This window comes from Serratia sp. Ae19-1 (assembly GCF_059801225.1).
Genome location: NZ_JBCHWD010000001.1, coordinates 410,041 through 432,675, shown reverse-complemented (window position 1 = coordinate 432,675; position 22,635 = coordinate 410,041). Strand labels below are relative to the sequence as shown.

General features: G+C 62.5%; 22 protein-coding genes. 10 read left to right on the top strand and 12 right to left on the bottom strand.

Annotated elements, in window-relative coordinates; all coding sequences use genetic code 11:
• Positions 1–143: 143 nt before the first annotated feature.
• Positions 144–962: a pyridoxal phosphatase gene (locus AAIE04_RS02140; RefSeq protein ID WP_025160025.1), complete on the top strand. Its 819-nt coding sequence runs from the start codon at positions 144–146 to the stop codon at positions 960–962.
• Between the two features lie 31 nt (positions 963–993).
• Here AAIE04_RS02140 and modC read toward each other — a convergent pair whose 3' ends face one another.
• The 9 genes from modC to AAIE04_RS02095 form a co-directional block, all read right to left on the bottom strand.
• Positions 994–2,061, bottom strand: a complete 1,068-nt coding sequence (gene modC, locus AAIE04_RS02135) for a molybdenum ABC transporter ATP-binding protein ModC (protein WP_063918925.1) — start codon at positions 2,059–2,061, stop codon at positions 994–996.
• On the bottom strand, positions 2,062–2,751 hold the full coding sequence (gene modB, locus AAIE04_RS02130; RefSeq protein ID WP_498576398.1) for a molybdate ABC transporter permease subunit: 690 nt from the start codon (positions 2,749–2,751) through the stop codon (positions 2,062–2,064).
• Positions 2,748–3,521 (bottom strand): molybdate ABC transporter substrate-binding protein, encoded by a 774-nt coding sequence (gene modA / locus AAIE04_RS02125; RefSeq protein WP_498056579.1) that lies wholly within the window; start codon positions 3,519–3,521, stop codon positions 2,748–2,750. The genes modB and modA overlap by 4 nt, the downstream gene beginning before the upstream one ends.
• 158 nt (positions 3,522–3,679) lie before the next feature.
• Positions 3,680–3,829 (bottom strand): AcrZ family multidrug efflux pump-associated protein, encoded by a 150-nt coding sequence (locus tag AAIE04_RS02120; protein ID WP_004939813.1) that lies wholly within the window; start codon positions 3,827–3,829, stop codon positions 3,680–3,682.
• A gap of 144 nt (positions 3,830–3,973) precedes the next feature.
• A complete protein-coding gene (locus tag AAIE04_RS02115) occupies positions 3,974–4,762 on the bottom strand; it encodes an ABC transporter ATP-binding protein (RefSeq protein ID WP_498576397.1) in 789 nt (262 codons plus the stop codon).
• On the bottom strand, positions 4,759–5,772 hold the full coding sequence (locus tag AAIE04_RS02110; protein ID WP_498576396.1) for a FecCD family ABC transporter permease: 1,014 nt from the start codon (positions 5,770–5,772) through the stop codon (positions 4,759–4,761). The genes AAIE04_RS02115 and AAIE04_RS02110 overlap by 4 nt, the downstream gene beginning before the upstream one ends.
• A 1-nt stretch (position 5,773) precedes the next feature.
• The gene (locus AAIE04_RS02105; RefSeq protein WP_498576395.1) at positions 5,774–6,529 is read right to left on the bottom strand and encodes a class I SAM-dependent methyltransferase; all 756 of its coding nucleotides are present in this window, start codon (positions 6,527–6,529) and stop codon (positions 5,774–5,776) included.
• A 1-nt stretch (position 6,530) separates the two neighbouring features.
• Positions 6,531–7,526: an ABC transporter substrate-binding protein gene (locus tag AAIE04_RS02100; RefSeq protein ID WP_498576394.1), complete on the bottom strand. Its 996-nt coding sequence runs from the start codon at positions 7,524–7,526 to the stop codon at positions 6,531–6,533.
• 4 nt (positions 7,527–7,530) lie between these two features.
• Entirely contained in the window at positions 7,531–9,693 is a 2,163-nt protein-coding gene (locus AAIE04_RS02095) for a TonB-dependent receptor (protein ID WP_498576393.1), read from the bottom strand.
• 188 nt (positions 9,694–9,881) lie between these two features.
• Here AAIE04_RS02095 and modE point away from each other — a divergent pair, with 188 nt between their 5' ends.
• From modE to gpmA, 9 genes are all read left to right on the top strand, one after another.
• Positions 9,882–10,673, top strand: a complete 792-nt coding sequence (modE, locus tag AAIE04_RS02090; protein WP_197667265.1) for a molybdenum-dependent transcriptional regulator — start codon at positions 9,882–9,884, stop codon at positions 10,671–10,673.
• A 90-nt stretch (positions 10,674–10,763) separates the two neighbouring features.
• The gene (modF, locus tag AAIE04_RS02085) at positions 10,764–12,251 is read left to right on the top strand and encodes a molybdate ABC transporter ATP-binding protein ModF (RefSeq protein WP_498576392.1); all 1,488 of its coding nucleotides are present in this window, start codon (positions 10,764–10,766) and stop codon (positions 12,249–12,251) included.
• A gap of 95 nt (positions 12,252–12,346) precedes the next feature.
• Positions 12,347–12,919 (top strand): cysteine hydrolase family protein, encoded by a 573-nt coding sequence (locus AAIE04_RS02080; RefSeq protein ID WP_019454014.1) that lies wholly within the window; start codon positions 12,347–12,349, stop codon positions 12,917–12,919.
• A 167-nt stretch (positions 12,920–13,086) separates the two neighbouring features.
• Entirely contained in the window at positions 13,087–13,908 is an 822-nt protein-coding gene (locus AAIE04_RS02075) for a CPBP family intramembrane glutamic endopeptidase (protein WP_498576391.1), read from the top strand.
• A 285-nt stretch (positions 13,909–14,193) separates the two neighbouring features.
• Positions 14,194–15,246, top strand: a complete 1,053-nt coding sequence (gene galT, locus AAIE04_RS02070; RefSeq protein ID WP_498576390.1) for a galactose-1-phosphate uridylyltransferase — start codon at positions 14,194–14,196, stop codon at positions 15,244–15,246.
• The gene (galK, locus tag AAIE04_RS02065; protein WP_019454017.1) at positions 15,243–16,394 is read left to right on the top strand and encodes a galactokinase; all 1,152 of its coding nucleotides are present in this window, start codon (positions 15,243–15,245) and stop codon (positions 16,392–16,394) included. Before galT ends, galK begins: the two co-directional genes overlap by 4 nt.
• Positions 16,388–17,431 carry a galactose-1-epimerase gene (gene galM / locus AAIE04_RS02060; RefSeq protein ID WP_498576389.1) on the top strand — a complete coding sequence of 348 codons (1,044 nt, stop codon included), beginning with the start codon at positions 16,388–16,390 and terminating at the stop codon, positions 17,429–17,431. Before galK ends, galM begins: the two co-directional genes overlap by 7 nt.
• A gap of 197 nt (positions 17,432–17,628) precedes the next feature.
• The gene (locus AAIE04_RS02055; protein ID WP_025160028.1) at positions 17,629–17,976 is read left to right on the top strand and encodes a PsiF family protein; all 348 of its coding nucleotides are present in this window, start codon (positions 17,629–17,631) and stop codon (positions 17,974–17,976) included.
• A gap of 215 nt (positions 17,977–18,191) precedes the next feature.
• Positions 18,192–18,944, top strand: a complete 753-nt coding sequence (gene gpmA, locus AAIE04_RS02050) for a 2,3-diphosphoglycerate-dependent phosphoglycerate mutase (protein ID WP_019454020.1) — start codon at positions 18,192–18,194, stop codon at positions 18,942–18,944.
• A 52-nt stretch (positions 18,945–18,996) separates the two neighbouring features.
• Here gpmA and AAIE04_RS02045 read toward each other — a convergent pair whose 3' ends face one another.
• The 3 genes from AAIE04_RS02045 to aroG form a co-directional block, all read right to left on the bottom strand.
• On the bottom strand, positions 18,997–20,037 hold the full coding sequence (locus tag AAIE04_RS02045) for a M48 family metallopeptidase (protein ID WP_498576388.1): 1,041 nt from the start codon (positions 20,035–20,037) through the stop codon (positions 18,997–18,999).
• Between the two features lie 7 nt (positions 20,038–20,044).
• On the bottom strand, positions 20,045–21,235 hold the full coding sequence (locus AAIE04_RS02040; RefSeq protein WP_498576387.1) for a YjgN family protein: 1,191 nt from the start codon (positions 21,233–21,235) through the stop codon (positions 20,045–20,047).
• 265 nt (positions 21,236–21,500) lie between these two features.
• Entirely contained in the window at positions 21,501–22,553 is a 1,053-nt protein-coding gene (aroG, locus tag AAIE04_RS02035) for a 3-deoxy-7-phosphoheptulonate synthase AroG (protein ID WP_019454023.1), read from the bottom strand.
• Between the last annotated feature and the right edge of the window lie 82 nt (positions 22,554–22,635).

The window sequence follows — 22,635 nt, the reverse complement described above, 5'->3', positions numbered from 1 at the left end:
TTCAGGCCGTTCGATTGCCCCTAGCTTACCGCACATCCGTCGCATGGCAACCCTGCTTAGCACCGGAAGCTCACGCGGTTTTCTCCGTTGGCTATCCGGTGTACCATCGGATTAATTTTATGGCTAACGATAACGAGAACCCTATGAGCTACCGCGTCATCGCCCTCGACCTTGACGGCACCCTGTTGGACAACCAAAAACGCATCTTACCGCAGTCGCTGGAAGCGCTGGCGCAGGCGCGCGCCGCCGGCGTCCAGGTGGTGGTAGTCACCGGCCGCCACCACGTCGCCATCCATCCGTTTTACCAGGCGCTGCAGATAGATACCCCGGCCATCTGCTGCAACGGCACCTACCTGTATGATTTTCAGCAGAAAAAGGTGCTGGCTGCCGATCCGCTGGCGAAAGATCAGGCCAAGCAGGTGCTGCAGATGCTCAAGCAGACCGACATTCACGGGCTGATGTACGTCGACGACGCCATGCTGTATCAGGAACCGAGCGGCCACGTGACCCGATCGCTGGCCTGGGCCGAGACACTGCCGGCGGCACAGCGCCCGACGCTGTTGCAGGTCGGCAGTCTGGCGCAGGCGGCCGACGACGCGCAGGCGATCTGGAAATTCGCCACCTCGCATGCCGATATCCCCGCGCTGCGCGAGTTTGCCGACACGGTGGAGAAAGAGCTGGGGTTGGCGTGCGAATGGTCCTGGCACGATCAGGTGGATATCGCCAAAGGCGGCAACAGCAAAGGCAAGCGCCTGCGCCAATGGGTAGAGTCACAGGGATTGAGCATGGATCAGGTGGTGGCGTTCGGCGACAACTACAACGACATCAGCATGCTGGAAGCGGTTGGGTTGGGGGTGGCGATGGGCAACGCCGATGACGCCATCAAGGAACGCGCCGATCTGGTGATCGCCGATAACCTGCAGCCGGGCATTGCCGAGGTGATCCGCACCCGCGTGCTGTAATCTTTTCGCCCTCCCGTCGGGAGGGCCTGCCTTAGCGGCTCTCGCGGCTGATGGATACGCTCTTCACCTGCGCATACAACCACTGCCCAGGGCGGATCGCCAGTTCATCGCGCGCCCACGGCGTAATTCGCGCCCACAGCACGTGTTCGCCGACCGCCAGTTTCACTTCCACCTGCCCGTCCACGTCCAGACACTCGCTCACCTTGGCCGGCAACACATTGCGAATGCTGCTGTTGACCGGCGGTTGCAGCACCAGCGAAACGTCGGCGGCGTTGATGCGGATGCGCAGTTGGGTGCCCAATTCGGCGTCGATGCCGCTGACCCACAGCCGCTGATCGCCAAGCGCCAACGCCGTCATGGCATAACGTTGATGATGCTCGATCACGCTGACGCGCAGCACGCTGCTCTGATCTTCACGCTGCAGCCACGGCCGCAGCGCACTGCTGGCCCAGACTTCTTCCAGCCCGCCGAATGCGCGCACTTCGCCGCGATCCAGCACCATCACCTGCTCGGCCAGGCGCAGGATCTCGTCCAGGCTGTGGCTGACGTAAAGGATGGGGATGTTGACGTCCTGCGCCAACCGCTCCAGATACGGCAATAGCTCGCGCTTGCGCGGCAGATCGAGCGAGGCCAGCGGTTCGTCCATCAGCAGCAGTTCCGGCGCGGTCAGCAGCGCTCGGCCGATCGCCACCCGCTGCTTTTCACCGCCGGAGAGCGTCAGCGGCAGCCGGTTCAACAACGGCCCGATGCCCAGCAGCTCGACAATGGTGTTGAACTGCGCGCGCATGCCGGCCGCCATGCCGTACTGCAGGTTGCCGCGCACCCGATAATGCGGAAACAGCCGCGCATCCTGAAACACGTAGCCGATACGGCGCTTTTCCGGCGGCAGGCACTGGCCGGTGGCGGTATCCGCCAACGTGCGGCCGTTGAGCACGATGCGCCCCTGCTGCAGGCGAGTCAGGCCGCCGATGGCGTTGATCAGGGAGGTTTTGCCCGCGCCGGACAGGCCGAAAATCGCGGTGATGCCCTGCGCCGGTAAATCGGCGCGGACGTTGAGATTGAGATCGCCCAGCTGCTGCGAGAAATCCAGCTCCAGCATTTACACCCCCATCCGTTTGCGGCCCCAGCGGGCCAGCCATTCGGACACCATCAGCGAAGCCAGCGACAGCACGATGGCGATCGCACACAGGCGCGCGGCGGCGGCCTCCGCCCCCGGCGTTTCGATCAGCGTATACATCGCCAGCGGAATGGTGCGGGTTTCCCCGGGAATGTTGGAGACGAAAGTGATGGTGGCGCCGAACTCCCCCAGCGAGCGGGCGAAGGCCAGCACCACGCCGACAATGACGCCGGGCAGCGACAGCGGCAGCGTGATGGTGAAAAACACCCGCCACGGGTTGGCGCCCAGCGTGCGCGCCGCCTGCTCCAGCCGGGTATCCACCGCCTCCAGCGCCAGCCGGATGGCGCGCACCATCAGCGGAAACGCCACCACCGCCGACGCCAGCGCGGCGCCGCGCCAGCTGAAACTGAAGCTGAAACCGAACCAGTCGTACAGCCACTCGCCGATAACGCCGCGCCGCCCCATGGCGATCAACAGCAAATAGCCGACCACCACCGGCGGCAGCACCAGCGGCAGGTGAATGACGCCGTCCAGCAGCGCCTTGCCGGGGAAGCGGCAACGCACCAGCATCCAGGCCATCAGAATGCCGAACGGCAGGCTGCAGACCACCGCCAAACCGGATACTTTCAGGCTCAGCTCAACCGCCTGCCACTCGTACTCACTCAAAATCATTTACGCGGGGTGAATCCATAATGTTCGAAAATAGCGGCCGCTTCCGGGCTCTTCAGATAGGTATAGAAAGCGCTGACCGTCGGATTTTGACGATCTTTCACAATCGCCATCGGATATTCAACCGGTTTGTGGCTGTCTTCCGGGAAGACGCCCACCACTTTCACCTTGTCGCTGGCGACCGCGTCGGAGCCGTAGACGATGCCGAGCGGCGCTTCACCGCGCTCCACCAGCGCCATGGCGCTGCGCACGTTGTTGGCGCGCGCCAGTTTCGGCTCCAATGCGCTCCAGGCGCCCAGGTGTTCCAGCGCTTCCTTAGCGTAGATGCCGGCCGGCACATGATCCGGATCGCCCACCGCCAGGCGGCCGCCGTTGAGCAGCTTGGCCCAGTCGGTCTGCTTGTCGATGGCGATCTTATCTTGCTTATCGCTCTTGGCGGCGATCAGCACCAGTTCGTTGCCCAGCAGCGTGTAACGCGTGTCTTTCACCATCTGCTGCTTGTCGATGGCGTAATCCATCCACTGTTGGTCGGCGGAGATGAACAAATCGGCCGGGGCGCCCTGCTCAATTTGGCGCGCCAGCGTCGAGGACGAAGCGAAGGAGGAAACCACCTGCACGTCCTTGCCTTTTTGATACTGGGTGGCGATGTCTTGCAGCGCATTGGTCAGCGACGCGGCGGCGAACACGGTGATCTTTTCCGCCGCCGCAGCTTGAGCCATCAGACCCGATGCCAGAACGATCCCGCCAACCCATTTAGTCCATTGCTGTTTCATTGTTTTTCTCCGCAAGTTAACGTGCATTATCACTCTTCGTTATATAAAAAATAATATAACGTTGCGCGAAAGCTTGTCATGCGGTTTATCGGCAAAGCGTGAGATAACTTGAGGAATGCCCGCCGGGGGATGCCGGCGGGTATCGGGATGGGGAACGGTTAGTGCTGGGTGCGGTTTTCTTTCGAACGCCCCACTTTGGAGAAGACGTTGAACACTTCGCCAAAACCGTAGATCAGGCCGAGAATCAGCGCCATCACCACCGGCACCATCACCACGGCAAACAACAGACTTTTCAATAATTCCAACATGATAGCCTCGCTTAACTGCCCATTGAGCGGCAAATGCCTTTCACCGCATAAGGGTTATTCTAACCCAAAAAATCGACAAAACCGGAGTTATTTTAGCCAGCGGGGTGAAATTGTGATCGGCCAAACGTGCCCTTTCAGCCTCCCTCATCCCGGCGCGGGGTAATAGATCAACGGCGGCGCATAGCCGGCGGGCACCGCCAGCCTGGCTTCCACACCGTATACCGCGCGAATGTTCTCCGGCGTCAACGCCTGCCGCGGCGCGCCCGCCGCACAGACCCCGCCCCGCTGCAGCAGCGCGACCCGATCGCAATAACAGGCCGCCAGATTAAGATCGTGCAGCGTCACCACCACGCTGAGTTTCAGCCGCCGCAGCAAGGCCATAAACTGCTGCTGATGGGCGATATCCAGATGATTGGCGGGCTCGTCCAGCAGCAGCCATGGCGTTTGCTGCGCCAGTGCGCGCGCCAGATGCACCCGCTGCCGTTCGCCGCCGGACAGCCGCTGCCAATCGCGATCGGCCAGGTGGCTGATGCCCACTTGCTCCATCGCCTGTTCGGCGAGGCGGCGATCCTCGGCGCCGAAACCGCGCCAGCGGCCGGTATGGGCCAGGCGCCCCAGCAGCACCGCCTCCTTCACCGGCAGCGCGAAGCCGCCGGGGGCGGATTGCTCGAGAAAGGCGATGCGCCTGGCGCGCTCCCGCCCGGAAAACGCGGTAATTTCGCGCCCTTCCAGCCAAACGCGGCCCCCGGCGGCGGGCTGCAGCCCGGCCAGCAGCTTGAGCAGCGTGGATTTACCGCTGCCGTTGACGCCGAGCACGCCGGTGACCTCACCGGGCAAGGCGCAGAAACTGAGATTTTCCAGCACCGTGCGGGCGCCCGTTCGCCAGCTCACCGCCTCGGCGCACAGGCCAGAGCGCGTTTTTTCAATCGTCATGCATTGACCTTCCGATACAGCAACAGCAGGAATACCGGCACCCCCAGCAGTGCGGTCAGCACCCCGACCGGCAGCTCGCGCGGAGCAAACAACGTTCTGGCCAGCGTGTCCGCCGCCACGGCGAACAGCGCGCCGCACAGCGCACTGGCTGGCAACAACAGCCGATGCCGCGAACCGACCAGCCGCCGGGCGACGTGCGGCACCGTCAGCCCGATAAATCCCACCGCGCCGCTGAACGCGACGATCGCCGCCGTCAGCGCGCTGGTCGCCACATACAGCAGCAGCTTCAACGGAACTACCGCCACGCCCAGCGAAGCGGCGGTCACACCGCCGAAAGCCAGCGCGTCCAGCTCACCCGCCCGCAGCCAACAAAGCAGCAGCACCGCCGCCAACGCCAGCCCGCACAGCCCGACCTGCGGCCAGCGCGCGTCGCTGAACGATCCCAGCAGCCAGAACATCACGCCGCGCGTGGCGTTGGCGTCCGCCTGCCAGAGGGTGATCAGCGAAGTCAGCGCGGAGAGCAGCTGCGTCACCGCCACTCCGGCCAGAATAAACAGCGTGGACTCCCCCTGCAGCGAACGCCCGGCCAGCAGCATCACCAACGCAAACGCTCCCAGCGCGCCGATAAACGCGCCGCCGGACACCGACAGCAGGCCGCCCCCCAGCCCCAATACCAACACCGTTACCGCCCCCACACCGGCGCCGGAGGAGATCCCCAGCACCCAGGGATCGGCCAGCGGGTTGCGGGTCAGCGACTGCAGCACGGTACCCGCCAACGCCAGCCCGGCGCCGGCCAGCGCCGCCAGCAGCGCGCGCGGTATGCGCAGCGACCAGATGATGCGCTGATACACTTCGGCATCGGTCGCCGCGCCGCCGCTGATGCCGAATACGTCGCGCCACGCGATCGGCGCAGGCCCCGACAAGGTGGCCCCCAGCAGGGCCAGCGGCAACGCCGCCGCCAGCAGCAACAGCCACGCCGCCTCACGACCGGGCAGTAACCGCAGGCTCATGCTATTTCCAGCCTGCAATCACATAGTCGTCCAACAGCTGCCATACCGTCCCCACCTCGCTGAAACCGGCCTGTCTGAGGGCCGCAAGCTGGAAGCCCACCGGCGTCGGCGGCGGCACAGGACGACTGGCGAACAGCGCTTCGCGCTCGGCCTGATAAGCGGCCAAGGCCGGCGATTGCAGCGCACCGGCGAACCAACGATCCCAATCCTCGACGCCGTTGTCCCAGGCGCGCTGTTGGGTCTGCTCATCATGCCGCTCCGCCAACGCTTTCAGCCGCGGATGGCGATGGTCATAGCGCTGATGATCGGCATTGAGGAACACGCCGCCGTCGGCCAGCAGCCCGGCGACGTTGCGGAACAGCGCCAGCTGCTGTTCCGGCATCAGCCAGTGCAGCGCCGTGCTGGACACCGCCGCCTGCGGCGCGGGGCCGGACAACGCGGAAAAACAGGCAGGATCCGCCAGATCGGCCTGCAGAATGCGGATCCGATCGCCGTACGCCGCCAACGCGCCGCGCGCCACCGCCAGCAGCAGCGGATCGAGATCGATGGCGGTGACCCTGGCCTGCGGAAAGCGCTGCAAAATGCGCAGGCTTAGCGACCCCGGGCCGCAGGCCAGATCCACCACGTGAAAATCCTGGCCGGCGGCCAGCGCCAGCACGTCCAGCTGGGCGTTAAAACGCGCTTCGCGTTCGGCGATGTAGGCCGCCTGCTGGCGATCCCAGGAGTCCAGCAGCGAAGAGAATGAAACGGCAGTCATATCAAGGTTCCTTGTTGGAAAAAGTCGGCGCCTGCGGCGGCAACGCCGCCAGGCCCCGAATCAAACGGCCCAGCGCCGCCACGGTGCGGGCGGAAGGGTCCATGTCGTAACCGGGAAGGATCACGTAGCGCCGCTGACGCACGGCGCGCAGCCTGGCGGTCAGCGGGTGATGTTCCAGAAACGCGATCTTGTCGGCCGCGCTGTCGCCGAGGCCGCCGCGTGGCAGATCGCCAAGCACGATCGCATCCGGATCGCGCGCGGCGATGACCTCCCAGGACACCGTCGGCCACAGCTCGGGCAGATCGCCGAACAGGTTCTCGCTGCCGACGCTGCGGCTCAGCAAGCCTGGCGCACCGCAGCAGCCGGCCACATAGGGCGTCTGCGCGCCGGCATACCACCACAGCAGCCGCAAATGCGGCAGCTGTGCGCGCTGCGCCTCAAGCGCTCTCAGCTGCCCGCGCAGCTGCGCGATCAGCGCTTCACCGGCGCGGCTGGCGTTGAAAATGCGCGCCAGCTCCCGCAGCTCGGTGAAAATGTCTTCGAACGTCAACACGGCGGCGATCGCGCTTTGCTGGCCGCTGCAGGCGCCGGGAGAGAGATAGGTGCCGATGCCCCATTCCGCCAGCCGCGTCCGATCGGGCGTTTCCGGGCTGTGCAGCCAGTAATAGCTGGCCGAATAGACAAAATCCGGCCGCATCAGCAGCAACGCTTCCGCCGTGGGCGGCGCCGGGCTGATGGGCGCCCGCAACGCATCGGCCGACACCGTCGGCGCGGGATCGCGCGCGCGGTCATACCCGACCACGCCGATCGCCCGGCCAGCCAGCCCCAGCGCCAGCAGGTTTTCCAGCGCCGGGTTGGCGTAAACCAGCACCCGCTGCGGCACCTGCGGGTAATCGCGCATTGCTCCGCAATTGTGCAGGCTGACGGCATCGGCGGGCAGCGAAACGCCCCACATCAAGCCCAGGGCATACAGCAGCGAGTAAAACGAATGTTTCACGCCGTCAGAACCTGACCGACACGAAGGTTTCATAGCTGCGCGGCGGCGCGATCAGCGCCTGATCCGGGTAGGTGCGCTGATAGGCGTACAGCTGGTTGGTGGCATTGCGAATGCGAAAACCGACATCGACGATCGGCGTAAGCTGATAGTCCGCCGCCAGATCGAGCGTGGTGTACGCGCGCATCTTGCGCTGATTGGCGTCGTCGTTGTAACTGCTGCCGACGTAGCGCAGCGAAGAAGCCAACCCCAGGCGCGCCGTCGCCTGATAATGCACGCTGAGATTGGCGGTCCAGTCCGGGATATAGGCCGGGCGATTGCCGTTGTAGCTGCGCAGCGGGCTACCGCCGCGATAATCGTCGTAGCGAGCGTGGGTGTAGGCGGCGTTGCCGGCCAACTCCCAGCGCTCGTCGGGGCGCAGCACCACGCCAAGCTCGATGCCGCGCGACGTCTGCCTGCCTACCGCGTTCAACGCATCCGGCCGCTGCGCGTCGGGCACAAACAGGTTGTCCTTGCGCAGTTCGTACAGCGCCAGCGTCGCCTCGCCCTTGTTACCCCAAAACTGCCCTTTGGCGCCGGCCTCCCACTGGCGCGCACGCGTCAGCGGCAGGTCGGTCTGCGTTGGGCTGAGGAAGAACAGATCGTTGCCTGGCTCCTGCCCGGTGGTGTAGTTGGCGTAGAGCCTGAGGTTATCGGTCAATGCATAGCTGGGGCCCAGGCTCCAGGTGCTGAACACGTAGGTATGCGCGCGGCTCTCTTCCTGCGGCCCCTGGAAGCGCCAGTCCATGTTCATATGGTTGTAGCGCAGCTGGCCCAGCAACGCTAAACGCTCGGTCAGGCTGAAGCGATCCTCGAGAAAGGCGGCGTACTGGTTCTGGGTGACGTGGCGCACCGGCGCGCGTTGGCGGTCAGTACCCTGAGCGAACGGCTCTCTGGGCGGCGCGCCGAGCGGCACATCTTCCGAGCCGGGGAAGCCGTTGGAGTAGTACTGGAAATGCCGCTTGCTCAGGTCGAAGCCGACCAGCAACCGGTTATCGAAACCGGCGATGGCGCGGTCGAACACCAGCGAACTGCGGTTGCCGATCAGATCGTCGTCATGCGCCAGGGCGCCGAAGGAGTCGCGGTTGACGTCGCCGGGCCGGGCCGCCGCCGCGACGCGAAAACGCTCGACGTTGTGCCATTCGCGAAAGCCGCTGTAGTAATAGAATTGGTTATGCCATTCCACTTCGGGCGTCATAAACCAGTCCAGACCGGCCTGAAATGCGGTGGCGTTGCTCTGGATGCGGCTGTCGGTCAGGTTGTTGTAATTGATGTCGCGCAGCTCGCCGGCGATGCGCCCGTCCAGCAGCGGCGTGCCGTAATAAGGGTTGTTGGTACGATTGAGCATGCGGTCCAGGCTCAGCGTCAACAGCGCATCGTCCGTCAGCTTAAACAGCAACGAGCCGGAAACCCGTTTCTGCCGATCGCGTTCGTCCTGCACGTTGCTACCGCTGTCGTTGCCGCTGACGTCCAGCCGGTACGCCACCGCATCGTCCACCAGCGCACCGCCGGCTCCCAGATGCAAGCGCTGGCTGCGGTAGCTGCCGAGGCCATAATCGAGCTCGAACGGCTGGCGGCTGAAGGTCGGCCGCCGCGAGATCAGGTTGATGCTGCCGCCCGCGGCGCTCAGGCCGTTCAGCGCCGATCCCGGCCCGCGCAGCACCTCGATGCTGTCGTAATGCGCCGGATCGCCCAGCTGCAGCGTGCTGCCGGGCATTTCTACGCCGTTATACAGCCAGGCGATCGGCCGGAAACCACGGGCGGAAAAGTTATTGGATAACGTCGGCGAGGCCACGCCGGACAGGCCGGTGGCGTGCTCGACGGCGGCGGCCAGCGAGCGGTCGCCCCGCTGTTGGATCGCCCGCGCGCTGATGATGTCGACGCTGCGCGGCGTCTCCTGAGCGGTCAGCCCAAGCTGCGACGCGCTGCGGCTCACGGCGTTCAACGCATCGTAGCGCCCGGCGGGGGACGCCGCCTCCACGGTGAGATGTTCTTCGCATCCCGTGGCATTGCGGGCTTTATCGCAGTCGGCGGCGAAAGCCGACGGCGCCGCCAAGGCGCTGCCGACCCATGCGGCGGCAAGGCATAAAGATTTTCTGGGCGCGCTAAGACGCCGGCGTGTCGTACTCATGTGGAGCATCCCTGTGGTGAAATAAAAACCGGCCGCAGCCGGCGTAAAGCCTTATCGTTTTTCTGTTATGTTATATTATAACAATAAAGCAATACCAGTCTTTATTACCTCGCTCTCCAACGCACTGCGTTTGGCGCTTTGCCACCAAATCGGCGACAATAAGATTTTTGCCGCCGACAGGATGCGCTATGCAGGCCGAAATTCTTCTGACTCTCAAACTCCAGCAAAAGCTGTTCGCCGATCCGCGCCGCATCGCGCTGCTGAAACAGGTGCAGCACACCGGCTCCATCAGCCAGGGCGCCAAGCTGGCGGGCATCAGCTACAAAAGCGCCTGGGACGCCATCAATGAAATGAATCAGCTGGCGGAACAAACGGTGGTGGACCGCGCCACCGGCGGGAAAGGCGGTGGCGGCGCGCAGCTGACGCACTATGGCCAGCGGCTGATCCAACTGTATGACCTGCTGGGCCAGGTGCAGCAAAAAGCCTTCGACGTGTTGCAGCAGGACGATCTGCCGCTCGACAGCCTGCTGGCGGCCATCTCGCGCTTTTCGCTGCAAACCAGCGCGCGCAATCAGTTTTTCGGCACCGTGATCGAACGCGATCATCAGCAGGTGCAGCAGCATCTGGCGATTTTGTTGAACGACGGCAGCACCCGTCTGACGGCGGCCATAACCCAGCAAAGCGCCGACCGGCTGCAGCTGGCGCCCGGCAAAGAGGTGCTGGCGCTGATCAAGGCGCCCTGGGTGCGATTAAGCGTCGATGCGGCCGATAACGCCGACGCGGATAACGCCCTCGCGGGCGTGGTAGCCGCCATTCAGCCGGGCGCCGAACACAGCGAGGTGCTGGTGACGCTGGCGGGCGGCGAAACCCTGTGCGCCACGCTGACGACGACGGAGCTGCAGCGTCTGCGGCTGAGCGTCGGCGACGCCGTACACGCCCTGTTCAACGCCGATCGCGTGATTGTCGCCACGTTGTGTTAAGCGCAACGTAACGTTGCGTTTTTGTTGATTGACATCCCCCTGCAATGCGCCTATTTCTAAGGCAAATAATTGCAAAAAAAGGAACAGGTGATGTCGTCGTTGCACATTTCGCAAGGTTCATTCCGCTTAAGCGATACCCGCATCCTGACGCTGGACGCGCTGGCGATCCAGGCCGGCGACAGCTGGGCCTTCGTCGGCGCCAACGGCAGCGGCAAATCCGCCCTGGCGCGCGCGCTGGCTGACGAACTGGTTCTGCTGAGCGGCGAGCGCCGCAGCGATTTTCAACATGCGGTGCGCCTTTCCTTCGAGCAGTTGCAGAAAATGGTCAGCGACGAATGGCAACGCAACAACACCGACCTGCTCAGCGCGGACGAAGACGACACCGGCCGCACAGCGGCGGAGATCATTCAGGAAGAGGTGAAAGACGCCGCGCGCTGTGAGCGGCTGGCCGCGCAGTTCGGCATCACCGGCCTGCTGACGCGCCGCTTCAAATACCTGTCTACCGGCGAAACGCGCAAGACCCTGCTGTGCCGGGCGCTGATGCCCGAGCCCGACCTGCTGATCCTCGACGAACCCTTCGACGGACTGGACGTGCACTCACGCGCGCAGCTCGCCGCGCTGCTGAGCGAGCTTTCCGCCCAGGGCCAAACCCTGGTGCTGGTGCTCAACCGTTTTGACGAGATACCGGACTTTGTCCAGCAGGTAGGCGTGCTGGCTGACTGCACCCTGACCAGCCGCGGGCCACGCCGGCAGGTGATGGCGGATGCGCTGGTGGCACAGCTGGCGCACAGCGAAAATCTCAGCGGGCTGGCCCTGCCGGAGACCGAGGATCCGACACAGAAAATCGCCCTGCCGACGGATCGTCCGCTGATCGTCCTGCGCGACGGCGTGGTCAGTTATGACGATCGGCCGATCCTCAACCACCTCAATTGGCAGGTTAATCCCGGCGAACACTGGCAGATCGTCGGCCCGAACGGTGCCGGCAAATCCACCCTGCTCAGTTTGATCACCGGCGATCATCCGCAGGGTTACAGCAACGATCTGACGCTGTTCGGCCGCCGGCGCGGCAGCGGGGAAACCATCTGGGAAATCAAACGCCATATCGGCTATGTCAGCAGCAGCCTGCACCTGGATTATCGCGTCAACACCAGCGTGCGCAACGTGGTGCTGTCAGGGTTCTTCGATTCGATCGGCATTTATCAGGCGGCTTCGGATCGTCAGCGGCAACTGACCGAACAATGGCTGGCGCTGCTCGGGCTCGACGGCGCCCACGGTGACGCCCCGTTCCACAGCCTTTCCTGGGGCCAACAGCGGCTGGCGCTGATCGCCCGCGCGCTGGTGAAGCATCCGGCGCTGCTGATCCTCGACGAGCCGCTGCAAGGCTTGGATCCACTCAATCGCCAACTGGTGCGCCGCTTCATCGATGTGCTGATCGGCCAGGGCGCCACCCAGCTGCTGTTCGTCTCGCACCATGCCGAAGACGCGCCGCAGTGCATCACTCATCGCCTCAGCTTCGTGCCCGATGGCGAGGGCGGCTACGGCTACCAACATCAGCGGCTGGTGGCAGCCTCCATCTAGAACGTGGCGGAAACATATCCGGCAACACTTCACCGCAGCACATCACATTTGGCCTTTTATCATAGAAAGAAAGAAGGCCATTTTCTGGAGACGCCATGTCCGCTGCGTTGATTATCATCGACCTGATCGAGGATCTGATCGGGCCCAAAGGGCGCGCCAACCACTGCCGCGAACAGGTGGCGGCGACCCACCTGCTCGCCAACGTCAATGCCGCCGCGGCCTATGCCCGGGTGCGAAAAATCCCGGTGATTTGGGTGCGGGTGGGATTCGCCGACGATTATCACGACATTCCGCCCCACTCGCCGCTGTTCAACCATCTCAAACAGATCGGCGCGCTGCGGTTAAACAGCCCGGGCTGCCGCTGGTCGCCCGAACTGCATCAGGAAGAGAGCGATCTGCAGTTTGAAAAAACGGCGGTGAGCGCTTTCTCCGGTAACAATTTGTTAGCCTGGCTGCGCCAGCATCGGTGCCATCATCTGCTGCTGGCGGGCGTCAGCACGCCGCTCGCCATCGAGAGCACTGCGCGTCAGGCGCACGACGCCGGTTTCCAGGTGACCGTGCTGCAAGACCTGTGCGCGGCCCCCACGCAGGAGATCCACCAGCAAAGCCTCGATACCTTGCAAAACCTGGCCGAGATCACCCGTTCGCAGGCCTGGATGAAAGGCTAACCCGCGTTGTCGCCGGTCGTGTGGGCCGGCAACATGCACAAATCCATCACTACCCCGACCTTTAGCGTCATTCTGGTGTGCTACTATCCGCTTTAGCGCTCAATTTCGCCATCATCGCACGCCGCAAAGGCGCTGAGCGCCGTGTACATATTTTAAAGGGACATATTATGTGGGGCGTTCTGGCTGCTTCGTTATTTTTCTTGCCGTATAACCGGCTGATAGCCTGGGTGATCCTGGCCGCCTCGGCGGGCATGGGGCTTTATCATGGGGTGCTGACGCCGCTCAGCCTGAGTTATCTGCTGGCGATCGTGGCGCTGGCGGGGTTTCGTCACCATTTTCGCGCGCAACGCAATCTGGCAATCGCGCTGGAAGGGTTGGTGGTCGCCGGCTGCGTGGCGCTGTTCTTGCATCTGGTACCGGGCATCCACAACCAGCTGATGATCGACGGCGAAAAAGCCGGCCCGCTCAGCGCGCCGTTCACCATGTATTACAACTTCGATAAGGCAATGGTGCCTTTCCTGCTGTTCGCCTGCTTGCCAACGCTGTTCAGAACCGATAAAGCGGAAAAAAACGCCGCCTCGGGTTCCTGGATTGCATTGATCGTCAGCGTACCGGCGCTGTTGCTGTTGGCCGTAGCGCTAGGCGGTTTAAAAATCGAACTGCATGCGCCCGCCTGGATCCTGCCGTTCGTGATGGCGAACCTGTTCTTCGTCTGCATGGCCGAAGAAGCGCTGTTTCGCGGCTACCTGCAGCAACGTCTCAGCCAATGGCTCGGCGCCTGGCCGGCGCTGATCGCCGCCGCCCTGGTGTTCGGCGCCGCGCATCTGGCCGGCGGCATGCTGATGGTGATCTTCGCCACCCTGGCCGGGTTGATCTACGGCCTGGCGTGGATGTGGAGCGGCCGCCTGTGGGTGCCGATTCTGTTCCACTTCGGGCTTAACCTGACTCACCTGCTGTTCTTCACCTACCCGCTGTATCAGCACCCTTAACGCCCGACGCCGGCAGAGATCTCCTTTCTGCCGGCCAAGCGGGTGAAAACGCTATCATCAACATCGCACCACAACGTCTCGAGCCACTCAACAATCAGCCTCTGTCCGCAAGTCGGGTGCTTTCCGTCGAAGTGTAAACGATTCCATTTTTCGCGTTAGATCACCTTTTTGTCGCCGTAGCCATGCTATCTTTTTGCGCATTGTCCTCTCCCTGTTCAGCAACGGGCGTATCAAGACGGCAGTTGGAAGCGATTACACCCTCGTCGACGCCAAGAAAGGAACCGTATGACGGAATTCAACCCTATCGATCATCCACACCGCCGCTACAACCCGCTGAGCGGCCAGTGGGTGCTGGTCTCACCGCACCGTGCCAAACGCCCCTGGCAAGGCCAGCAGGAGGCAGTCCCCGCGGAAACGCTGCCGGCGCACGATCCAGACTGCTTCCTGTGTCCGGGCAACGCACGCGTCACCGGCGATCGCAATCCGGATTACCGCGGTACCTACGTCTTCACCAACGATTTCGCCGCGCTGATGAGCGATACGCCGCCAGCGCCCGACAGCCAGGATCCGCTGATGCGCAGCCAGAGCGCGCGCGGCGTCAGCCGGGTGATCTGCTTCTCTCCCGATCACAGCAAGACCCTGCCCGAATTGACGCTGCCGGCGCTGGAGCAGGTGGTCGCCGCCTGGCAGGCGCAAACCGCTGAGCTGGGCAAACACTATCCCTGGGTGCAGCTGTTTGAAAACAAAGGCGCGGCGATGGGCTGCTCCAACCCGCACCCGCACGGGCAGGTCTGGGCCAACAGTTTCCTGCCGAACGAGGCCGAGCGCGAAGATCGCCTGCAGCACGACTATTTCCAGCAATACGCTTCCCCACTGCTGTTGGACTATGCGCAGCGCGAGCTGGCCGCAGGCGAACGCATCGTGGTGAACACCGAACACTGGTTGGCGGTAGTGCCCTACTGGGCCGCCTGGCCGTTTGAAACGCTGCTGCTGCCGAAGGCGGCGGTGCAGCGCATCACCGCTCTCAGCGCGGCGCAAAGCCAAGATCTGGCGCTGGCGCTCAAGAAGCTGACCAGCCGTTACGACAACCTGTTCCAGTGCTCCTTCCCCTATTCGATGGGATGGCACGGTGCGCCGTTCAACGGCGCCGACAACCGGTACTGGCAGCTGCACGCCCATTTCTACCCGCCGCTGCTGCGTTCAGCCAGCGTGCGCAAATTTATGGTCGGTTACGAGATGCTGGCGGAAACCCAGCGCGACCTGACCGCCGAACAGGCCGCAGCGCGTCTGCGCGCCGTCAGCGATATTCATTACCGTGAAGCCGGAGCCCAAGCATGAGCCTGAAACCGCTTACCCATTCCCTGTTTACCGAACACTTCGGCTACGCGCCGGCGTTGACCATCCAGGCGCCGGGGCGGGTGAACCTGATCGGCGAGCATACCGATTACAACGACGGCTTCGTGCTGCCTTGCGCCATCGATTACCAAACCGTCATCGCCTGCGCCAAGCGCGACGACCGCCAGATCCGGGTGCTGGCCGCCGATTACCAGAATCAGCAGGATCAATTCTCGCTCGACGATCCGATCGTCAGCCATCCCGATCAGCGCTGGTCTGACTATGTGCGCGGCGTGGTGAAGCATCTTCAGCGCCGCAGCGCCGACTTCGGCGGCGCGGATCTGGTGATCGCCGGCAATGTGCCGCAGGGCGCGGGGCTCAGCTCCTCCGCCGCGCTGGAAGTCGCGGTGGGTCAGGCGCTGCAGGCGCTTTATCAGCTGCCGTTGGACGGCGTAGCGTTGGCGTTGAACGGTCAGGAAGCGGAGAACCAGTTCGTCGGCTGCAACTGCGGCATCATGGACCAGCTGATCTCCGCGCTCGGCCGGCGCGGCAGCGCCCTGCTGATCGACTGCCGCTCGCTGGAAACCCGTGCGGTGCCGATGCCGGACAACGTCGCGGTGGTGATCATCAACTCCAATGTGCAACGCGGGCTGGTGGACAGCGAGTACAACACCCGCCGCAAACAGTGTGAAGAAGCAGCGCGTTTCTTTGGCGTCAAGGCGCTGCGCGACGTCAGCCCCGAACAGTTCGAAGCGCGTCAACATCAGCTGGATCCGCTGGTGGCCAAACGCGCGCGCCATGTCATCAGCGAGAATGCCCGCACGCTGGCGGCGGCCGACGCGCTGGCGGCCGGCGATCTGCAACGCATGGGGCGGCTGATGGCGGAGTCTCACGCCTCAATGCGCGACGACTTTGAAATCACCGTGCCACCTATCGATAAGCTGGTCGAGATCGTCAAAGCGACGATCGGCCCGCGCGGCGGCGTACGCATGACCGGCGGCGGCTTTGGCGGTTGCATCGTCGCGCTGATGCCGCAGGATCTCGTGGAGACGGTGCGTGCCGCCGTGGCGCACGAGTATCCGCGGCAAACCGGCGGGCTGCGGGAAACGTTCTATGTTTGCCAGGCTTCGCAAGGCGCTGGCCCATGCTGACGGCAACGGCGGCAGCCGCCCCCGATGGGCAGCCTTACCAACTGACGCGGTTGCAAAACGCCGGCGGCATGACGGTGACGCTGATGGACTGGGGCGCCACCTGGTTGTCCGCCGTCTTGCCGCTCAAATCCGGTGAAAAGCGCGAGCTGTTGCTGGGTTGCCGCAGTCCGGCGGACTACCAACGACAGGGCGCCTATCTGGGCGCCACCGTCGGCCGTTACGCCAACCGCATCGCCAACGCCAGTCTGTCCATCGGCGGGAAACCCCATGCGCTGGCCGCCAATCAGGGCGCCCACCAGCTGCACGGCGGCCCCGACGGTTTTCATGCCCGCCGTTGGCGCCGGGTGCAGCATGATGCGCAGCAGGTCTGCTATGCGCTGCATTCAGCGGATGGCGATCAGGGCTTCCCCGGCAACCTCGACGTGCAGGTTTGCTACCGCCTGACTCACGACAATCGTTTAGAAATCAGCTATCTGGCGCAGGTCGATCGCCCCTGCCCGGTCAACCTGACCAACCACGCCTATTTCAACCTGGACGGCGCCGACGCCGACGCCCGCGCCCAGCGGCTGCAGCTGTTCGCCGATCGCTATCTGTCCGTCGACGCCGAGGGCATTCCCTGCGCCGGGCTGACGGCGGTGGACGGCAGCGGCATGGACTTTCGCCAGCCGAAAACGCTGCTGCAGGATTTTCTGCGCGATCGCGACCAGCAGCGGGTCAAAGGTTACGATCACGCATTTCTGCTGCACCGTACCTGCGGCGCGCTGGAGTGCCCGGCGGCCCATTTATGGTCCGCCGACGGGCAAGTGCAGATGAGCGTGTTTACCGACGCGCCCGCGCTGCAACTCTACAGCGGTAATTATCTGGCGGGCACGCCGGCGCGCGACGGCGGCAGCTACGCCAACCACGCCGGCCTGGCGCTGGAAAGCGAATTTTTGCCGGACAGCCCGCACCATCCTGAATGGCCGCAGCCGGACTGCTGGCTGCAACCGGGGAACCGCTACCGCAGCGCCACGCATTATCAGTTTTATCCTATCTGACCCGCCACGCCCCTCGCCGTGCGGCCGGGGGCGATTTGTTATAAATGCTTACCTTTTAGCGCTCTCCCCCCGCCGGCACCCACCTTTCCTTATTCCAAAGTGCGCACTACACTCAGGCTACCGTGATAAGCACAACACCTTGTGCAACGTCACAATTTTCGGCCGATGGCGGCCAATCAATAGCTGAAGGAACACCTATGCGTCTGATTACTGCACTCCCATTGCTGGCGGGCTTAATGTTGAGCACCAATCTGATGGCGGCCGACGCGACGACGGCGACGAAAACGCCTTCGCCGGCGCAGGCGGCCCAGCAGAAACGCATGACCGATTGCAACCAGCAAGCATCCACCAAGTCGCTGAAAGGCGCGGATCGCTCTACCTTTATGAGCACCTGCCTGAAATCTGAAGGCACCGCCGCGACGGGCAAAACCCTGACGCCGCAGCAGCAGAAAATGAAAACCTGCAACGCCGACGCCAAGACCAAGAATCTGAAGGGCGACGCGCGTAAAACCTTCATGAGCAACTGCCTGAAAAAATCGGCCTGATTTACCCCACGCCACGGCGCGCACGAAGCGATTTCGGCGCGCCGTTTCTCCCTCGCAGCGCCAGCCTGAACGATTCAGCTTTTTCCTTTCGCCAGCCCTTACTTTGCGGCAAGAAATTGGCTATGGTTAGACACTATCGATTGCCGAGCCCCGGCCCGCGGCAATATAATGATTTTCGTTATCATTGAAATGTCAGATTATTAAGGAGTTAAGCTATGGCTGTAACTAAGCTGGTTCTGGTGCGTCACGGCGAAAGCCAGTGGAACCAAGAAAACCGCTTCACCGGTTGGTATGATGTTGATCTGTCCGACAAGGGCCGTACCGAAGCGAAAGCAGCAGGCAAGCTGTTGAAAGATGAAGGCTTCACTTTTGACTTCGCTTACACCTCCGTACTGAAGCGCGCGATCCACACCCTGTGGAACATCCTCGACGAGCTGGATCAGGCCTGGTTGCCGACCGAAAAATCCTGGAAGCTGAACGAACGTCACTACGGGGCGCTGCAGGGTCTGAACAAAGCGGAAACCGCTGAGAAATACGGCGACGAGCAGGTGAAACAATGGCGTCGCGGCTTCGCGGTGACCCCGCCGGAGCTGACCAAAGAAGACGAACGTTACCCTGGCCACGATCCGCGCTACGCTTCGCTGACCGAGCAAGAGCTGCCGCTGACCGAAAGCCTGGCGCTGACCATCGATCGCGTTATTCCTTACTGGGACGAAGAGATCCTGCCACGCATCAAGAGCGGCGAGCGCGTGATCGTTGCGGCGCACGGCAACTCGCTGCGCGCGCTGGTGAAATACCTGGATAACCTGAGCGAAGACGAAATCCTCGAGCTGAACATCCCAACCGGCGTGCCGTTGGTGTATGAGTTCGACGAGAACTTCAAACCAATCAAACGTTACTACCTGGGCAACGCCGACGAGATCGCTGCAAAAGCGGCGGCCGTAGCGAACCAGGGCAAAGCGAAGTAATTTCGCCCGTTCCCGGTAACGAAAAAGCCCCCGGTTTTCACCGGGGGCTTTTTTATTTCTGCTGCTGCGCCATCGCCTCGTTCACCGCCTCCAGCCGCTCCTGCATCGCCGGATGAGTGCTGAGCCAGGCCGGCAGCGCCCAGCCATCGTTCGTTTCTCGTTCAGGCGCCTGCGCCAATGCGCGGTAGATTGCCGCCATTTCCGCCAGCGAACGCCCCTGCCGCTGCATTTGCGCGATGGCGAAGCCATCCGCCTCGCGCTCCATCCCGCGGGAAAACTGCATCTCATTCACGAAGGACGCGGACTGCAGCAGCGTGTCGCCAATGCCGCTGACGTCGCCGGTCATCCACATCAGCGTCAACGCCACCAGTGACGAGCGCACCAGCATGCGCATCGAGTGGCGATGGGCATGATGCCCCATTTCGTGCAGCATCACCGCCGCCAGCCCATCGTCGTTTTTCGACAACGCAACCAGCCCATCGCTGATCACCAGCGTGCCGTCCGGCAACATAAAGGCGTTTGGCGCACCGGGCGCCGCCATCAGTTTCAGCGACAGCGGCGTACGCTCCTGGCGCATTTCGACCGGCATCACCTGCCGGAACAGTTGCTGCAACGCCCGTTGCCGCTCGGCCGGAAGTGCAGAGGGCTTGAAGCCGCTCTGGCTCAAAAACGTCTGCGTGTGTTCGCCCAGCGTCTGTTCCACCGAGGTGGGGATACGCATGGCGATCTCACTGCTCGCCCACGGCAGCACCACGTAAACGTAAGCCACGACCGCCAGCAGCGTCATCAGCAGCGCCAGCGCGACGCCGCGTTTGTGGCGCTCCAGGCGATGCACCCAACCCGGCGAACGGCGCTGATAAAACCAGCGGCGGAAGGCCGCGTCGTCGTCCGGCACAAACCGCCCGCCGCCCTTGAAGGTCAGCATCAAGGGAATCGTGCCCAGCGCGTCAGAAACGGCGATATCCGCCAAGGGAATGTAGCGCTGCTCATCCTGCCGCTGCAGCATTACGCCCTCGCCGCTTTCGTTCACCAGCAGGCGGGCCGCTTCGCGCGCGGCCCGCCCCGGCAACTGGTAGGCGCCCTCGAGGATCATCGGCGCCTCAGAAACTGCCGCCCAGATCCAGCGCCTGCACCGCCTCTTCGGCCACCGCGCTGTTGGCGGTTTCCTGATGCGCCGTGATGTCCAGCAACGCCAGATCGCCTTCAACCGCCGTGCATTCCGCCAGATAACGGGCGTGGCGCACTTCCGCCACCGGCACCGCGAAACCGAGCGAGAACAGGGTGATCAGGGTATTGGTGATCAGCAGCCCCATATACGGCAGCGTTTGCATGGAAGAACGCAGTTTGATGTTGCCGTTCAACGCCGTCTGGTTAAACAGATAGTTGCGTTGGGCGACAACCTGATAGCTGCCGGCGATCAAGGCACCAATCAGCAGCACCACCATCATCAGCAGCAGGCTGCCAATATTCTCCAGCACCAGCAAATCGGCAGTTTCATTCGTCAATATACCCATCAATACCATTTGGTACAGAGACAGGATGAACGACCCCATGCACACCAGCGCTGCCAACATGAACGGCAGGAAAATGAGCAGGCCGATCAAGGCAAATTTGATAAAGGCCGACTTTTTCAGCTCGGCAATAAACGGCGTGCGGCCGAAGAACAGATTATTGATGTACAGATCGTGCTGCAGCGCGCTAATAATACCGTTGACGGCGGCGAATGCCGGCACGGCCAACAGCAGCGTCAACACCAGCATCAGACTGATAGCGTTGATGCTGTCAAAACCGCTGCCAATGCTGAGTAAAATGATTAAGCCGACATAAAGCCCGATAATCAGCAATAGCGGACAGAACAGTAACGCCCAATAAGCGCGCCCGGTGCGACAGACATAATTAAAACGCACGCCGCGATAGCTCGACATAATCGCATTGTAGCGCCAGCTGCGGATAACGATCCACGGCAGCAGGGCAAGCAGCACCAGCAAAGCCAGCAGCCCCAGCAGTGGCGTCACCGCCAGCAGGATATAAAACACGATGATGCCGCCGATCACCAACAGCCGCCCTTTCAGAATTTGCAGCGGTTGCGCATGGTAATCGAAACGATCGCCGTCCAATTCCGTGTTGCCGTAGAAATAACGACGGCGACGCACCGTCGCCCAGGCGGAATAGATGCCCAGGGTCACGATGGTCAATAATGCGTTGACCAACCAAATAGCGAAGTACTCGCCACCTTTCCCATGGAATTTAATTCTGTGCAGCCCCAGCGACTGCGAGGTATTGCTTGTCATAATTCTTTCGTCCTGAAAGTAATAGGTCATGCCGCTCCCCACTTATTAGTCATGTGGGGTTTGCGGAATAAAAAAGCGTCTTATATAAGCACAATGCCGCGAGCAGTGACAATGACTCTTTTATTAAATAGGAATAATGCGAAGGCGGCTGCTTAATGATTTAATTGGCCTGTTAACTGTAAGCCTTAAATTAGCCGGCGGCAGGGAGGAACACAGTGGCTGGAAAAAACAAGGGCCCGCGGCCGGGCCCTTCTCATATTGGCGATTAACCGCGGCGCGTTTTCACCGCCGCCGCCAGATCGCGCAGCACGGTTTCGGTGTCCTGCCAGCCGATGCAGCCGTCGGTTACGCTCTTGCCGTAAACCAGCGGTTCGCCGCTTTCGAGGTTCTGGTTGCCTTCCACCAGGTGGCTTTCGATCATCACGCCGATAATCGCTTTTTCACCGCCGCCAATCTGCCCGCAAACGTCCGCGCTCACGTCCATCTGCTTTTTGAACTGTTTGCTGCTGTTGGCGTGGCTGAAGTCGATCATCACCTGCGCCGGCAGCCCGGCCTTGCTCAGGCCGGCTTTGACGTCTTTCACATGCGCCGCGCTGTAGTTCGGCTCTTTGCCGCCACGCAGGATAATGTGGCAGTCGCCGTTACCGCTGGTGTTAACGATCGCCGAGTGGCCCCACTTGGTTACCGACAGGAAGCAGTGCGGCGCGCCGGCGGCGTTGATGGCGTCGATCGCCACCTTGATGGTGCCGTCGGTACCGTTCTTGAAGCCGACCGGGCAAGAGAGGCCGGAGGCCAGTTCGCGGTGCACCTGCGACTCCGTGGTGCGCGCGCCGATGGCGCCCCAGCTCATCAGATCCGCCAGATACTGCGGCGTGATCATGTCGAGGAATTCGCCGGCGGCCGGCAGGCCGCTGTCGTTGATTTCCACCAGCAGTTTGCGCGCCAGGCGCAGGCCGTCGTTGATGTTGAAGCTGTTGTCCATCTGCGGATCGTTGATCAAGCCTTTCCAACCCACGGTGGTGCGCGGTTTTTCGAAGTACACGCGCATCACCACTTCCAGCTCGCCCTTCAGCTCTTCACGCAGCGCCAGCAGACGCCCCGCGTACTCTTTGGCGGCTTGGGTATCATGGATAGAGCAAGGGCCAATCACCACCAGCAGGCGATCGTCGCTGCCGCGTAGGATATTGTGAATTGCGCTGCGGGCCTGGGACACCGTCTTTGCCGCGCGTTCAGTGGCCGGGAATTTCTCCAGCAAAGCCACCGGCGGCAGGAGTTCCTTAATATCATTAATGCGTAAATCGTCGTTTTGGTAATTCATAGCTTTTCCATTCGGTATCGTGGGGTCTTTCGCAGTGCGTAACGGTGTAGATCCCAACAATCTAGCCTGTGAGAATGACGCT